At 43.8% G+C, this 15,420-nt stretch carries 16 protein-coding genes; 10 read left to right on the forward strand and 6 right to left on the reverse strand.

The window, feature by feature from the left end; genetic code table 11:
- Window positions 1-121 (forward strand): helix-turn-helix domain-containing protein (locus ACJ751_RS07825; protein ID WP_407744936.1); only part of this gene is annotated, 121 nt, incomplete at its 5' end.
- A 57-nt stretch (window positions 122-178) separates the two neighbouring features.
- Here ACJ751_RS07825 and ruvB read toward each other — a convergent pair.
- On the reverse strand, window positions 179-1,213 hold the full coding sequence (gene ruvB, locus ACJ751_RS07830) for a Holliday junction branch migration DNA helicase RuvB (protein ID WP_407744910.1): 1,035 nt from the start codon (window positions 1,211-1,213) through the stop codon (window positions 179-181).
- Window positions 1,214-1,344: 131 nt separating this feature from the next.
- On the opposite strand from ruvB, the gene ACJ751_RS07835 reads away from it, so the two are divergent.
- Together ACJ751_RS07835 and ACJ751_RS07840 are read left to right on the forward strand one after the other, a co-directional pair.
- Window positions 1,345-1,992, forward strand: coding sequence for an NADPH-dependent F420 reductase (locus ACJ751_RS07835; RefSeq protein WP_407744912.1), 648 nt, complete (start codon window positions 1,345-1,347; stop codon window positions 1,990-1,992).
- Between the two features lie 19 nt (window positions 1,993-2,011).
- The gene (locus tag ACJ751_RS07840; protein WP_407744914.1) at window positions 2,012-2,296 is read left to right on the forward strand and encodes a hypothetical protein; all 285 of its coding nucleotides are present in this window, start codon (window positions 2,012-2,014) and stop codon (window positions 2,294-2,296) included.
- Here the strand turns inward: ACJ751_RS07840 and ACJ751_RS07845 are convergent.
- Window positions 2,291-2,785: a DUF1203 domain-containing protein gene (locus ACJ751_RS07845; RefSeq protein WP_407744915.1), complete on the reverse strand. Its 495-nt coding sequence runs from the start codon at window positions 2,783-2,785 to the stop codon at window positions 2,291-2,293. The genes ACJ751_RS07840 and ACJ751_RS07845 overlap by 6 nt on opposite strands.
- 64 nt (window positions 2,786-2,849) lie before the next feature.
- Window positions 2,850-3,569 (reverse strand): peptidoglycan DD-metalloendopeptidase family protein, encoded by a 720-nt coding sequence (locus ACJ751_RS07850; protein ID WP_407744917.1) that lies wholly within the window; start codon window positions 3,567-3,569, stop codon window positions 2,850-2,852.
- Window positions 3,570-3,783: 214 nt separating this feature from the next.
- On the opposite strand from ACJ751_RS07850, the gene ACJ751_RS07855 reads away from it, so the two are divergent.
- Window positions 3,784-3,921 (forward strand): hypothetical protein, encoded by a 138-nt coding sequence (locus tag ACJ751_RS07855; protein WP_407744919.1) that lies wholly within the window; start codon window positions 3,784-3,786, stop codon window positions 3,919-3,921.
- 3 nt (window positions 3,922-3,924) lie between these two features.
- On the opposite strand, the gene ACJ751_RS07860 is transcribed toward ACJ751_RS07855, so the two are convergent.
- Window positions 3,925-4,413: a hypothetical protein gene (locus ACJ751_RS07860; protein ID WP_407744920.1), complete on the reverse strand. Its 489-nt coding sequence runs from the start codon at window positions 4,411-4,413 to the stop codon at window positions 3,925-3,927.
- 188 nt (window positions 4,414-4,601) lie between these two features.
- Here ACJ751_RS07860 and ACJ751_RS07865 point away from each other — a divergent pair, with 188 nt between their 5' ends.
- Window positions 4,602-5,654, forward strand: coding sequence for a hypothetical protein (locus tag ACJ751_RS07865; RefSeq protein WP_407744922.1), 1,053 nt, complete (start codon window positions 4,602-4,604; stop codon window positions 5,652-5,654).
- Between the two features lie 169 nt (window positions 5,655-5,823).
- Here the strand turns inward: ACJ751_RS07865 and leuS are convergent, their stop codons facing one another.
- Window positions 5,824-8,595, reverse strand: a complete 2,772-nt coding sequence (leuS, locus tag ACJ751_RS07870; RefSeq protein ID WP_407744923.1) for a leucine--tRNA ligase — start codon at window positions 8,593-8,595, stop codon at window positions 5,824-5,826.
- 336 nt (window positions 8,596-8,931) lie between these two features.
- Between leuS and ACJ751_RS07875 the strand changes: the two genes are divergently transcribed.
- The 5 genes from ACJ751_RS07875 (at window position 8,932) to ACJ751_RS07895 (ending at window position 13,327) form a co-directional block, all read left to right on the forward strand.
- Window positions 8,932-9,807, forward strand: coding sequence for a cell division protein FtsX (locus ACJ751_RS07875; protein ID WP_407744925.1), 876 nt, complete (start codon window positions 8,932-8,934; stop codon window positions 9,805-9,807).
- A 51-nt stretch (window positions 9,808-9,858) separates the two neighbouring features.
- Complete coding sequence (locus ACJ751_RS07880; protein WP_407744927.1) at window positions 9,859-10,113, forward strand: DUF3098 domain-containing protein; 255 nt, start codon at window positions 9,859-9,861, stop codon at window positions 10,111-10,113.
- 107 nt (window positions 10,114-10,220) lie between these two features.
- Window positions 10,221-11,021 (forward strand): undecaprenyl-diphosphate phosphatase, encoded by an 801-nt coding sequence (locus ACJ751_RS07885; protein ID WP_407744929.1) that lies wholly within the window; start codon window positions 10,221-10,223, stop codon window positions 11,019-11,021.
- A gap of 51 nt (window positions 11,022-11,072) precedes the next feature.
- Window positions 11,073-12,431, forward strand: a complete 1,359-nt coding sequence (locus tag ACJ751_RS07890) for an MFS transporter (protein WP_407744930.1) — start codon at window positions 11,073-11,075, stop codon at window positions 12,429-12,431.
- Window positions 12,432-12,487: 56 nt separating this feature from the next.
- Window positions 12,488-13,327: an MBL fold metallo-hydrolase gene (locus ACJ751_RS07895; protein WP_407744932.1), complete on the forward strand. Its 840-nt coding sequence runs from the start codon at window positions 12,488-12,490 to the stop codon at window positions 13,325-13,327.
- Between the two features lie 71 nt (window positions 13,328-13,398).
- Here ACJ751_RS07895 and ACJ751_RS07900 read toward each other — a convergent pair whose 3' ends face one another.
- A complete protein-coding gene (locus ACJ751_RS07900) occupies window positions 13,399-14,460 on the reverse strand; it encodes a right-handed parallel beta-helix repeat-containing protein (protein WP_407744934.1) in 1,062 nt (353 codons plus the stop codon).
- Window positions 14,461-15,420: the final 960 nt, after the last annotated feature.

The following is a 15,420-nucleotide window of genomic DNA, read 5'->3' on the forward strand; positions in this document are numbered from 1 at the left end:
CAATGGCCGTAGTATGGACGTGTATATTGCCAAATTGCGCAAGTACCTGAAAGACGATGACACCATCGAGATCGTGAATATTCACGGTAATGGATTCAGATTAGTGGTACCGGTTGCTTAGTCTATTACCCTTCTATAAAAAATTAAACGCTGAGTGATTACTCAGCGTTTTTTATTTCTAATCAAACAATGTATTCATTCCGCTGCTGCCCGGTGCTACCCTGCCTAAATGAGCGTAGGCCTTATGCGTTGCTTCGCGGCCGCGGGGCGTTCTTTTTATAAATCCTTCCTGGATCAGAAAGGGTTCATACACTTCTTCCAGCGTGCCGGGCTCCTCGCCCACAGCCGTGGCAATGGTGGTAATGCCCACCGGCCCGCCTTTGAACTTTTCGATAATGGCCGACAGGAAGCGGTTGTCCATTTCATCAAGGCCATGCTCATCAACATTCAAAGCCTTCAATCCATGTTGGGTTATCCCCAGGTCAATAACGCCATTACCGAGTACTTGCGCAAAATCGCGCATCCGGCGTAACAGGCCATTGGCAATGCGGGGCGTACCGCGGCTGCGCCGGGCAATTTCACCTGCCGCATCGGAAGTTATTTTTGTGCCGAGGATACTGGCAGAACGGGAAACAATTTTCTGCAATATATCGGCATTATAATATTCCAGGCGTTGTTTAATGGCAAAACGCGACAATAAAGGAGCCGTCAGCAAACCACTGCGGGTAGTGGCGCCCACCAGTGTAAACGGGTTCAACGTTAATTGTATGCTGCGGGCATTGGGGCCGCTGTCGATCATAATATCGATGCGGTAATCTTCCATAGCGGCATACAGGTATTCTTCCACCACGGTGCTCAGGCGGTGAATTTCATCGATGAACAATACATCCCGCGCTTCCAGGTTGGTGAGTAACCCTGCCAGGTCGCCGGGTTTTTCAATTACAGGCCCGCTCGTTTCCTTTATGTTCACCCCCAGTTCATTGGCAACAATACGACTAAGCGTGGTTTTACCCAAACCCGGCGGGCCATGGAACAGGATATGGTCCAGGGCTTCCCCGCGCATTTTAGCCGCCTTAATAAAAATGGTGAGGTTATCGATGATCTGCCCCTGCCCCGAAAAATCATTTATTTCCCGGGGGCGGATATTATTCTCAAATTCCTTATCCGCCGCAGTAAGCGTTTCTTTATTGTTATTTAAATTCGGATTAGACATGCTTTGTAAAACTACGCAAATGTAATGTAAGCCAGTAAACCAGGTAATCACAAAATTCACTAACTTAATAGGCTGCTAGGTTTCGTACCCCGATCATTTTTACACTACATCATCTCTATAAAATCTGAATTATGAAAGTAGGTATCATTGGCTCGGGCATAGTTGGCCAGGTATTAGGCACTGCCTTTTTAGCCGAAGGCTATGAAGTTATGCTGGGTACCCGCAATCCCGGCAAGGTAGAAGTAAAAAAATGGAAGGACGCAAACCCCAAGGGGCAATGCGGCACCTTTGGCGTAACCGCTCAGTTTGGCGACATCGTTGTGCTTGCCGTTGCCGGTTCTGCAGCGGAAGCGGCCATCAAGCTCTCAGGCACCTCGCACTTCAACGATAAGATCCTGATAGATACTTCCAATCCCATTGCAGCCGGCGGACCAAAAGACGGCGTGCTGCCGTTTTTCACTGATCTGAACGAATCCTTATTTGAACGGTTACAAAAACTGATCCCGCAAGCCAGAATGGTAAAAGCGTTTAACAGTGTGGGTAACGCGCAAATGTACAAACCTACTGTAAAGGGCGGTCCTCCTACCATGTTCATCTGTGGTAACGACGCCAACGCCAAAAGAACCGTGGAAGATATCTTAACCGCCTTTGGCTGGGAAACGGCAGATATGGGTGTAGCTACCGCCGCCCGCGCCATTGAGCCATTGTGCATCCTGTGGTGTATTCCCGGTTTATTACACAACCAATGGACGCATGCCTTCAGGCTGTTGAAGGTGTAAAGTTTAGTATCTTTATCACATGAACTTCGACACTTTTCAACAAAGCCTTTCAACCAATACACCACCCGCCGACAGCAGCGTATACCTTCAATCGTTATGGCATGATGCCAAAGGCGATTGGGACCATGCGCATACCCTGATCCAAGATCTGTCAGATAAATCTGCTGCCTGGATCCATGCTTACCTGCATCGCAAGGAAGGCGATATCTGGAACGCGAATTACTGGTACACCAAAGCCAGCCAACGCATGCCTGGTTATTCACTCGAACAGGAGTGGGAAGAACTGGTAAAGGCCATGTTATAACACAGGCTCTTCTACCCTTTCAATTTTACAGATGTAACAACAAGCCTGTGCATTACGCGCATGCAGGTAATCAATTTCTGAATGCAGCTCAAATATATTGGCGATCAGCTCATCCACATCATCATTACCCACCTGTTGTGTAAATACCATCAGCTGTTCTTTATTATAGCCGATCAATGTTAAGGGAAAGCTTTTCTTATTGGCTTTTATTTCGGGTGGGAACCGATAGATGTCTGTATATTCCTCTACTTCCTCTTTATTGATAAAAACCGGTCCGGGCTGGTTATAAGGATTCTCAATGTCAAATGGACTATGGCTTATCAACAGTCTTGTATCTATTCCTTTTTTAAATGGCTTTAATGAAACCCGGCATGGCCCTAACCCTGTTGCAATCTGTTCAATTACTGCATGACCAAATGCATCTTTCCCGGCTGCTCTTACCTGTGCGGCATACTCTTTTGACAAGGGAACAATTTTAAACTTTCGCATAACGCATAATTTTATTGTAACACAAAATTGCGATTTGCGAAAGTGTATATCAACCCGTTTATTGCTATAAAGAGTTATGTTTTATATACCGGTTCAATTGTAAAATAAGGTCCGGGTCTGGACAATTAGCCAGGTATTTTTCGCGCTCAGAATATTTGCATACGCCGGGGTAATCGCCTTTTTTCAATTCCATATCGAGGATGATCTGAAAATGCAGGTGTGGCGGCCAGTGCCCGTTCTCCTGCAGCGCACCAAAATGCGCAATAGTTTGACCAATAGAAACGTATTGCCCGGCAGAAAGTGTTTGAATATCGCGTAGGCTTAAATGTCCGTAGAGCGTATAAAAAGGAAATCCATCCAGTTGATGGAGTAGTATTAACGTTGCACCATAATCGCCGAATTGGTCATTAAAAGCAAAACTGTGTATCATTCCACCCATAAAGGCATATACTTTGGTGCCAACCGGACCCCAGACATCAACACCCAGATGTAAGCGGCGCGGTTCTTCCCCAGGCTGGGCACCATTAAACACAGGGCTGATACTATAAATAGTTCGATGTTCTCCATATCCACCTATGCCATACCGGGAGTTGGTGTTTTTCAATTTCTGCTGAATATAATTGCTGAAAACTTGTTTATTGCCCAGTATTTCAGGTGTGAGCTCGGTATTCTGTTGGGTAAAATCAAGGGGCAGTAACTGATCTTTTCCCGGTATAAAATCCACTACCCGGTGAAATGTATATTGATATTTACGGATAATATTTTCAAAAGTAGCTGCGTTCAATGGTTTATAGAATTATAATACGCTAATAATCAGGTTTCTGTTAAATCAATTTATAACTCAGGCAAGCCTGTTTGCTAATATACAACATCTCCTTAATAATCAACCAGTAATAGCTGAAGGTCAAACAAACAATCCATTTAGTTTCATCAACTTTTCGTCACAAATTATAAAATGGCATAATTTCTGACTAACTAACTAGTAAAACATGCAGGGTATGAACACGTGGATGATTATATTTTATTTAATACTGGCCGCTTCGATTGTATCTTATACCATTCTGATGAACTATAAAAAAGATCGCAATGAGTATATGGAAACCGGAGACCAGGAGGATTTGAAAAAAAGAAATTGATCTTTAAACCGACTCTTTTGAAACAATCAATTCCTCCTGTGACATTAACGCGCTGTAACTGATCTCAATATCGTTGAGTAATTTCTCTTCAAGCATAGTTGCCATCGTTTCAAAGTACAGCACTACATGCTCGCGAACGTTTCGCCTCAGCCATCTGAAGCCACCTGGTAACCGGTTCAATACGTCACGGTCTTCGAGGTATTCCAAATTATGAATATCTGTAGGCGTTAGTCCCAGGTCTTGTAGCTTTTTTAATAACAAATTAATTGGTGCATCACTGACCGAACAGGTTTCCTGAGCCAGCTCAGTCCACTCACCGGTACCGGTATGAGCATAGGTAACAATCTCTTCCTTTGTCAACTTCGTTGTTGCCTGTAATAAATGTCCGCAATTACAGGCGCCATGATGCCCCCAGGCATAATAATTGCCATTTACCAGGCCGGCGGCCGCTTTTCGCAGGCCTTCCATCAACGCTATATTGGGATGTGCCATATTGCTAATTTCCTAATAAAACAGCCAGGAAAAAAGATTAGTTTAAACGGGATGCAGGAATTCCTGAGTAGCATCAAAATGGCTCAGATCAGTTTACAAAGAATCTAGTGAAATCGTTAAATGAAAATCCAGGTAAAATATTACCGTATCCAGGGGCGTTTTAAACATTCACAGCTAAATCAATTGCCTTGAAAACACATATTGAACTGCTATTGGGCCTGCTGTTTTGTAGTTTCTTTTCTATTGCAACCCACGCTCAAACCATTACGGGCGCCTGGAAAGGCAAGATCGGTTCGGCCCACACTGAATTAAAACTCATTAAAAAAGGCGATAGCCTGTTGGGTACTTCCTATTACTACACTTCGCGCAATAATTATATTCGTTATGCAGTGAAGGGCTATTTTGACCCCAACAATAACAGCGTGGTGTGGTGGGACGATGCCATGCTCGAAGACCGGCTCTCTGGTAGCCTGTTTGGTGGCGGCGATAAAGAAGCGTTGTTGTCGGTAGCTGATTTTAATTGTCCGGGTGAAAAGACCATGATGCTGGATGGTGAAAGCACCGTACGCGATAACAAGAACAAACCAAAGGGAACAGTTGCCCTGCAAAAGATCTCCTCTTCAGGCTTTCATGATGAATGGGATTTTGTAATTGAGAATTATATCTACGGCGCTAATGATCCCGGGATCATCGATAGCATTGCCCGTTTGCATCTGACTCAGCACCCGGTCCCTGAAGAAAAAGAGATAACAGAAAGCACTTATCAAAGCTCTACGGTTAAACCAGTGCAAAAAGACAAGCCTGCTATTGCTGTTACTGCGCCACCTATTGCTGAAAAGAAAACACCAACAGCTGCCACTACCGCACAACAAAAATATTCAGGCCGCGAAAAGAAACTGGCTACCGTTATTCCTGTTACCGGCGATAGCATCGAGCTGCGCTTTTATGATAACGCCGTTGTGGATGGCGATTCCATTGCCGTGTTCCTGAATGATAAAATGCTGTTTGAGCACGTAAGGTTGAACTATAAGCCTTACTCAATGACTATTTCAGTGAATGACCTTTCTGATGATAATGAAATGGTGATGGTGGCTGAAAACCTGGGTACTATTCCGCCCAATACGTCATTAATGGTTGCCATTGTTGATGGCAAACGTTACGAAGCGCGTTTAGAAAGTACCGAGAACAGCAGTGCGTTGATTAGGTTTATAAAGCAGAAGAAGAAGAACAATAGAGAATAAAAAAAGCCCCGATAATACCAGGGGCTCTTTTCATATAAAGTCGTGAATCGTGAATCGGCAATCGTGAATGGTTCGCGAATTTTGAAATTAATAAACGATCTTGCGGCGTTTGAAATTTTTTGCCGTTTGCCGTTTGCCGTTTGCCGTTTGCCGTTTGCCGTTTGCCGATTTACACTACCACATTCACCATCTTACCCTTCACATAAATCACCCTTTTATGCGGCTTGCCTTCCATCCACTTTTGAACAACCTCATTGCCCAGTGCAATCTTTTCTACTTCTTCCGGAGTGGCATCGAGCGAAATGGTGATGGTAGTGCGCAGTTTTCCGTTTACTGAAATAGGATATTCCTTACTGCTTTCCACCAGATAGCTTTCATTCACTTTCGGGAATGCTGCATCCAGTATGCTGGTGCTATTGCCTAACAAACGCCACAACTCTTCGCTCACATGTGGTGCATACGGCGTAAGTATGATCAGTAAGTTTTCAAGTATTTCTTTTTTATGGCACTTCAACTCTATCAATTCATTCACACACACCATGAAGGCGCTCACCCCGGTATTAAAGGAGAATCGTTCGGTATCTTCTTCAATCTTCTTGATGGTCTTGTGCAATACTTTTAATTCTGCAGGCGTGGCTTTTTCTTCATTCCAAACCTTTCCTTTCGTTTCATCATAGAACAAACGCCACAGCTTTTTCAGGAAGCGATGCGTTCCTTCTATGCCTTTTGTTTCCCAGGGTTTGCTTTGTTCAACGGGACCGAGGAACATTTCATACATGCGGAAGGTATCGGCGCCGTATTTATTCACCACATCATCGGGATTCACAGTGTTATAAAGGCGCTTACTCATTTTCTCTACTTCGGTTCCGCAGATGTATTTTCCATCTTCCAAAATGAACTCTGCCGATTCATAATCTGACCGCCATTTTTTGAATGCTTCCACATCCAGTTCAACCCCATCAACAATATTAACATCCACGTGAATGGCATCAGTAGCGTATTGATCTTTCAGTCCTAATGAAACGTATTTGTTGGTGCCATGAATACGATATACAAAACGGCTGCTGCCCTGGATCATCCCTTGGTTCACGAGTTTTTTATACGGTTCATCATGACCAATAAACCCTAAATCGAACAGGGCTTTCGTCCACATGCGGCTGTACAGCAAATGCCCTACGGCATGTTCAGTACCACCAATGTATAGATCAACCTGTCCCCAGTAATCACTGGCTTTACGACTGCAAAATTCTGCTTCGTTATGCGGGTCCATATAGCGCAGGAAATACCAGCTGCTGCCGGCATAACCGGGCATGGTATTGGTTTCCAGGTCGCGTGATGTCCAGGCAGGTATATTGGCCAGCGGTCCCTCGCCTTCCGGACCGGGTTTATAACTTTCCACATGAGGTAATTCCAGTGGCAATTCATTTTCTGACATCGGATAAGCAATACCATGCTTCCATTTAATAGGGAATGGTTCGCCCCAATACCGTTGACGGCTGAAGGCGGCATCGCGCATTTTATAATTCACCTTGCGCACGCCAATACCTAATTCTTCAATTTTTTGTATCACCACTTCCATGGCGTTGCGCATTACCATGCCATTCAGGAAATCTGAATTTTCGAGTTTGGCATCCTTGGTAGCATTGGCTTCTTTTCCATCGTACGCGTTACCAATGATATTGGTAATGGGTATATTGAAATGGTTGGCGAATTTATGATCGCGTTCATCGCCACAGGGCACGGCCATAATAGCACCTGTTCCATACCCAGCCAGTACATATTCACTGATCCAGATAGGGATCTGGCGGCCATTGAACGGGTTGATGGCATACGCCCCGGTAAATACCCCGCTGATCTTTTTCTCGGCCATGCGCTCGCGTTCGCTGCGGCTTTGCACATATTCAACATATTCTTCTACCGCCTGCTGTTGCTCACTGGAGGTAATATCTTTTATGAGCGCGTGTTCGGGTGCTATCACCATAAAATCAACACCGAAAATAGTATCGGGGCGGGTGGTATACACAGTGAGCTTATCGCTGTTACCCTGAATATCGAACGTGATCTCTGCGCCATAGCTCTTTCCGATCCAGTTGGTTTGCATTTCCTTCATCGATTCGCTGAATTCGATGCGGTCGAGGCCTTCCAACAAACGATCGGCGTATTCAGTAATGCGCAGGTACCATTGCCGTAATTTTTTCTTTACAACTGGGTAACCACCTCTTTCACTCACACCATTCACCACTTCGTCATTGGCCAGTACGGTTCCCAACGCTTCGCACCAGTTCACTTCACCATAGCCGCAATAAGCCAGGCGATATTCCATTAAAATATCCTGTTGTTCTTTTTCAGTAAAGCCAGCCCATTCTGCAGCGGTGAATATCCGTTTGCCGGTTTTGGCAATCTGGTATTTATCGTGCGGAATTTCGTTTCTGGCATTGCCCTCTTTTTCAAAAGCTTTTACCAGGTTGTCGATGTGATCGGCCTTCTTTGTTTTGCGGTTATAGAAACTATGGAATAATTGCAGGAAGATCCATTGTGTCCATTTGTAGTATTGGGGATCGCTGGTACGGAACTCCCGGTCCCAGTCGAAACAAAAACCAATATTATCGAGCTGACGGCGAAAATTGCCAATATTCTGATCGGTGCTCACAGCCGGATGCACGCCATGGTCAATGGCATATTGTTCGGCGGGGAGACCAAACGCATCGTACCCCATCGGGTGCAGTACGTTGAATCCTTTTAACCGTTTAAAGCGGCTGTAAATATCGCTGGCAATATAACCTAGCGGGTGGCCAACATGCAGCCCCACCCCACTTGGGTAGGGAAACATATCAAGTACATAAAACTTTGGTTTCGGGGAATCATTGCTCACTTTGTAGGCGCCTGATGCTTTCCATTGTGCCTGCCATTTTTTTTCAATATCCCTGAAGTTGTATTCCATATCTAATTTGTGAGTTCTGAGTTTAAATTATCAGTTTTTGGTTTATTAGTCAGCCTAAAGCGAAAGGCTGAAAGCAAATACAATTTGAATCCGGTTCTTAATTTTTTGACTTCGGCTTTTAGCTTCAGACTTACGGCTTTCCCCTTTTGCCTTTCTTTCTCCCTGACAATCAAACGTTGAGGAAACGTTAAAAAGTCATCATGGCCTGAAATTTTTATAGTGTCTCAATCGTTAAGAAGGAGGTCAAAAATACGGATAATAACCGTTTTACCGGGATAAAACCGTTATTTTTGCCGCTCTTTTAAGGCATTATTATCCCTTCTAAAACAATTATTCATGGCGCAATTCGGAAAAGCATCGGCCAAGCGATCCAAACCATCTTACTCCATGGCCATTTTAGGGGTTACCATAGTTCTTTTTTTTGTAGGCGTTTTCGGGTGGCTGTTACTTAATGCCAGCCGTTATACCGAAGAGCTGAAAGAAGACATCAAACTGCAGGTATACCTTCGCCGAAGTGCCACCCAGGCAGATATAGATTCCCTGATGCAATACATTAAATCGCGCCCCTATACCAAAACCATAGAATACATAGACAAGGAAGCTGCCAAAAAGCAGTGGATGGCCAAAGGCGAAACCGACTTCCAGGAACTGCTGGATGAGAACCCGCTGCCCGCCTCCATTGATTTTAACCTGAAAAGCATGTATGTGCAAAAGGATACCATCGCCGCCATTAAAACCGACCTGGAACAACGGCAATTGGTGGTTGAAAGCGTAAAGTATCCCGCGTTTGTGGTGGAAAAAATGGGATCATCCGTTCGGGCCGGACTGATCGTATTTGCCTCCCTGGCCGCCCTGTTCTGCATTCTATCTATTGTACTTATTGATAATACCATCCGGCTGGCCATGTTCAGCAACCGTTTTCTGATCAAAACCATGCAAATGGTAGGCGCTACCCGGGGTTTCATAGCCCGGCCGCTGACTATGCGGGCTGTTTTGAATGGCCTTATTGCCGCCCTGATAGCTATTTTCCTCATTTACGGGCTCATGATGTTATCGGAATATTTCCTGCCCTACCTGAGCGACCTGCGCGATAACAGCAAGGTAATCATCCTGTTTGCCTTCCTGATTTTGCTGGGGATCAGTATTACGCTGTTCAGTACCTACCGCAGTGTGGTAAAATACCTGAAAATGAAACTGGACGAACTCTATTAACATTGACAAATTCATAGGATTAACTATATTGCGCACCTAATAATCGGCTCAATGAAGGAAACAAAAAAACCATCAGCACCTGCCACCAGTTTGTTTAGCAAAGACAATTACACCTGGATGATCGCAGGCATTATCCTGGTAGCCATTGGCATTATTCTGATGGCCGGCGGCAAAAGCGACGACCCTAACGTTTTTAAAGAAAATGAAGTGTACAGCGTTCGCCGTATCACCATCGCTCCCATACTTATTTTATTGGGATTGGGCGTTGAAGTGTATGCCATCTTTAAAAAGCCGAAGAATAGCTGATACGTTAATATGTTGCTAAGTTAACACTACGTTATAAGGGCGATGCTGTAATAGTATCGCTTCTTTTATTTTATATACTTGCTATTTATTATTTATAAATACCAGAAATGAGCACATTACACGCCATCATCATCGCCATCATTGAAGGCATTACAGAATTCTTACCCATTTCTTCAACCGGACACATGGCCATTGCCTCCGCCATCATGGGCGATCATGGCGCTTTTGTTGAACTCTTTGAGATCGTAATTCAGTTCGGCGCTATTTTATCGGTTGTTGTACTGTACTGGCGTAAATTCTTCGACTTTAAAAAGATCTCGTTCTATATAAAACTCATCATTGCGATTATACCGGCTCTTGTGTTTGGCGCGCTGTTTAAAAAACACATCGATGAAATGCTGGAAAAACCAATGATCATTGCGGTTATTATGTTACTGGGGGGCATTGTACTGTTGTTTGTTGATAAATGGTTTCAAAAACCAGCCATCGACAGAGAAGATAGCATCACCATTAAAAAAGGATTTATTATAGGTTGTTACCAGGTGCTGTCTATCTTATTTCCCGGTTTAAGCAGAAGCGCCGCTACCATCATTGGTGGAATGCAACAAAAATTAAGTCGCCGGCTGGCTGCTGAATTTTCCTTCTTTCTGGCTGTGCCCACCATGCTCGCGGCAACGGTTTACAGCCTGTACAAAATGTATAAAGAAAATCCTGAAGTGCTCACCCATAGTGGTAACATGGGTACGCTGCTATTAGGTTGTGCTATCGCCTTTGTTGTTGCCATACTGGCCATCAAATTCTTTATTACTTATTTGCAGAAACATGGTTTCCGCTTGTTTGGCTGGTACCGTATTATTGTTGGCCTGGCTTTAATTATCTTATTTTATACCGGTGTTATAGGTAAGTAGGCCTGATACCGGTTCCGTCCCCTATCCCTAAAAAAACCAAAGCTAATTGTTATGCAAATAGCACCCCGTAAAGTTATTAATGCCTGGTGTATGTACGACTGGGCTAACTCCGCCTATAACCTTGTTATAACTTCTACCATATTTCCGGCTTATTATGAGGCCATCACCAAAAACAGGTTACCCGATAATGAAATAGAGTTCCTGGGCCGGAAGTTTGTGAATACGGCTTTATATAATTATGCATTGGGCGCCGCATTTATTGTTGTTGCCTTTATGTCGCCCATACTTACTTCCATTGCCGATTACCGGGGCAACAAGCGCAACTTCATGCGTTTCTTTTGCACCATGGGCTCTATCTTCTGTTGCCTGTTGTATTTCTTTGCACCGCAACCCCTGCCCGGTGGAGGAACCATGCTGTCGTCACGCAGCCTGGATGTGGGTATATTTTGTATGGTGTTTGCCTGTATTGGTTTTTGGGCCAGTCTTGTTTTTTATAACTCGTTCCTACCCGACCTGGTGCCACATCGTTTGCGCGACCGCATCAGCGCCCGGGGTTATACCTGGGGCTATATTGGCAGTGTAATTTTACAGGTGCTGTGTTTTATCATCGTGTTCTTTCCCGGCATGTTTGGGTTTCATTCAGATTATGCCAAAGATTTTATGCCGCCCCGCGTTTCGTTTGTGCTGGTAGGTTTGTGGTGGTTTGGTTTTGCCCAGATCTCTTTTCGTTACCTGCCCATCAGCACCGTTAAAGAACGGCATGAACGCAAGAATGTATTCACCAACGGTTTCCTTGAACTAAAGAAAGTATGGAGCCAGCTCAGGCATATGCCGGTACTCAAATTGTTCCTGGTTTCTTTCTTCTGGTACAGTGCTGGTATACAAACCGTGTTTCTGGCAGCTACCCAGTTTGGCGCCAAAGAACTGCACCTGCCTACCGATAAGCTTATTATCACCATCATGATCATTCAGCTGGTGGCCATTCCCGGCGCTATCATCATTTCACGGGCTTCTGAGCGGTTTGGCAATATTCAAACCCTGATGGCCTGTGTACTGGTGTGGATCGGCGCCTGCATTGGCGCTTACTATACGTATACTGATATTCAATTTTACATCCTGGGCGCTACTGTAGGACTGGTAATGGGCGGCATTCAATCGCTGAGCCGCTCCACCTATTCGAACCTGATGCCCGATACAAAAGATACCGCTTCCTTCTTCAGCTTTTATGATGTTACAGAAAAGATAGCCCTTGTAATGGGCATGTTCACGTTTGCTTTTATTGAAGAACGCACTATTAAATTTGGCGGCATGCGTAACTCGGTACTGGCCCTGATCGTATTCTTTATGCTGGGTTTTGTTTGGCTGGGCCTCACTATGCGTAAAGCCAATCGCTTAGTGCAGAAGGCTTAACGCGTGGGCTTAAAAACCGGAACGCAAATTGTATTCAACACCAACAAATCAAAATCATGAAGCTCTATTCAATTAATACCGGCTACTTTAAACTGGATGGTGGTGCTATGTTTGGCGTTGTTCCCAAATCGATCTGGAATAAACTAAACCCGGCCGATGACAATAACCTGTGCAACTGGGCCATGCGCAGCCTGCTGATACAGGAAGAAAACCGGCTGATATTAATTGATAATGGCATTGGTGATAAACAGGATGCCAAATTTCTGGGCCACTATTATTTGAATGGTGATGATTCATTAAAAAAGTCGCTGGCAAAACATGGCTTCACACCTGATGATATAACCGACGTATTTCTCACGCACCTGCATTTTGATCATTGTGGCGGCAGCATTATTCGTTCGGGCGATAAACTGCTTCCTGCTTTTAAGAACGCTACTTACTGGAGCAACCTACGGCATTGGGAGGCTGCTACGGTACCTAACGATCGCGAGAAAGCTTCTTTCTTAAAAGAGAACATTTTACCCATTCAGGAAAGCGGACAATTAAAATTTGTTGAACCTACTGATGGCGTCGGTTTTTCCGACACCATGAAAGTTCGGTTTGCTTATGGTCATACTGAGGCTATGATGTTGCCACAGATCAGTTATAAAGGACACACCATTGTATATACAGCCGATCTGTTGCCTGCTGTTGCGCATATGCCCATTCCCTACGTAATGGCCTACGATATGTTTCCGCTGACAACCCTTCAGGAAAAAAAGAAATTCCTTACGGAAGCAGTGGAGAACAATTACATTTTATTTTTTGAACACGATCCGGTAAATGAATGTTGTTCTTTACAACAAACAGAGAAGGGGGTACGGTATAAGGAGTTGTTTAAGATAGAAGAGTTGTAATAATTGATAACTAATTTAAAGAGGCCCATCCCGAAACATAGGGAAGGGCCTCTTTTGTGTTCTATTCCTGATTAGTCCCAATTGGGATTGGTTTGATAAATGGTACTCTGAAATCCCTGATCAACAATCATTGTTCCATTATGATGGCCTATGTTATTGGTGATCATGTTACGGTTTCCCGATTTTATCCATATTCCGGAATCAAAACCGCGAATCTGATTTCCGCTAATATTTGAATAACTTGAGTTATTCAATATAATTCCGTTGTCGCTTTGATCAGCCGACTCTTCTGCTCTCTGGATATTTGAAGCCTGAATACGACACCAGTCAGAGTTCTGAATCTCTATGCCAAGGAAGTTATTCTGGCTTGCCGGATTTTTTTGAATGGTAACTCCAATGATCTCCCCAAGATGCCGGTAGTTCATTCTTATACCAGCCAGCAATACATCCATGTGCACCCCAACCACGGTGAGTCCGCCATTGGCGCCCAATGTTCTTGCCAGAAGTCCTGTTTCTACATAAACCCATTTCCCGGCGGTAATGTTGAGACCCTCGCTTACAGCGTCTTCCTGGAGCTCAATGGCATTTCTTACTGAATAAGCATGGTACCCGATCACATGTGCGTTTACACACTGATCACCGAGATAAATACCAGCTTGTGAGTAAACATGCTCGTTATAACCCTGGAATAAGAATCCCTCAATGTGTACATTCCAGGCGTGACGAAGTATTATGCCGTATTCCCAGTAGTTACCCGTATTAATACCATTCGGGCGGACCGAAATACCGGTGATTTGAGCAGTCTTGAATGGAGAGGAACCAGCTGGAACTCCATTAATTTCCAAGGCAGCACCGCCTGAGGCAACCTGAGTTTCCAATGTTAAATCCCTAATAACGGAAGTACGTTCATAGCTTCCCATATTCACCAGGATACCGCCGCCGGGCACGGTCCAACTGAGCACGCTTCTGTCCATACCATCACCCATGAACGTTACATTTTTTGATGGAGGCACAATAGCACGTTGTATTTCCAGCCAGGTACCTGCAGGAATATAAACGACACCATGTGTACCATCAGGAATGGCGTTGATGGTATCCTGCAATGAGCTGTAGTTTGCGCGATTAAAAGTCATAAGGTTTATTTTATTGCAAACTAATTAAAACATACAAGCGTATGAATTTGAGTAATTCACTGAGAATGGAAAGCTGTGACTAATGCTAAATGCCAGCATTATTAATTTAAAGATTTAAAATAAAACAGATATACATTAAAGTTAGCGTTAGTAATAAAGTACAGCAGGCATAAAAATATTGGAAATCGGTTGTTGTCGTAAATGTCGTTTTAGTCGTATTTGTCGTTTACATTAATTGCTGATTACTATGACAGACGAATAATATTTTTTATTCATATAAACACGTGTTAGCAAAATCATCTATAATTATTCAAAAACTGACACTTTTTGATTTTTCAAGATTTTGGGCCGATTGATTTTTCCAAATCCATAAATCGGCCATTTTTAAATTTCACCTTTCGTGTAGTTATTGACTGTTCAGAAACCGTTGAACGGATCGTTTCGCATTTCTAAAATTTTGGGGGATGTCGATTTTTGCAGGATTTGGGATAAAAGAGATTTTGAGGCGCCTGTGATTTTTCTGCCTGGTTAATTTATCGAATGAATTATTTTTTGTTGTGGCTAAAGTTTAGCAAGCAGTACCCGGGAGTTACTTTCCGGGGAGTTGTGACTTGTTATTGACAGGTATTTTTTATGATCAAACGCAGACCAAACCCAGACCAAGCCCAGACCAAGCCCAGACAAAACCCAGATTTCAGGTGGGTTAGATCTGGGTTTCCTCTGGTTATAATAACTGTTTATAATGGGTTTGTATTGGAATATTCTATGTATTGGGTACGATAAAAAAAGAAAAGCCCCGACTGTTCGGTCGGGGGCTATCCTATTTGTTTATTATAGATAAACTGAGGTAACCAGGTAAAGAAATAAAAAACTGGTCTTGTAAACCAGTCAGTTACAGAATTTAATGCATTTTTTGTTGACTACAGACTTACAAGGGAAGTTAAAGGATAGCGCAAATTG

Origin of the sequence: Niastella sp. (assembly GCF_045805085.1) — a bacterium.
Classification (GTDB): Bacteria; Bacteroidota; Bacteroidia; order Chitinophagales; family Chitinophagaceae; genus Niastella.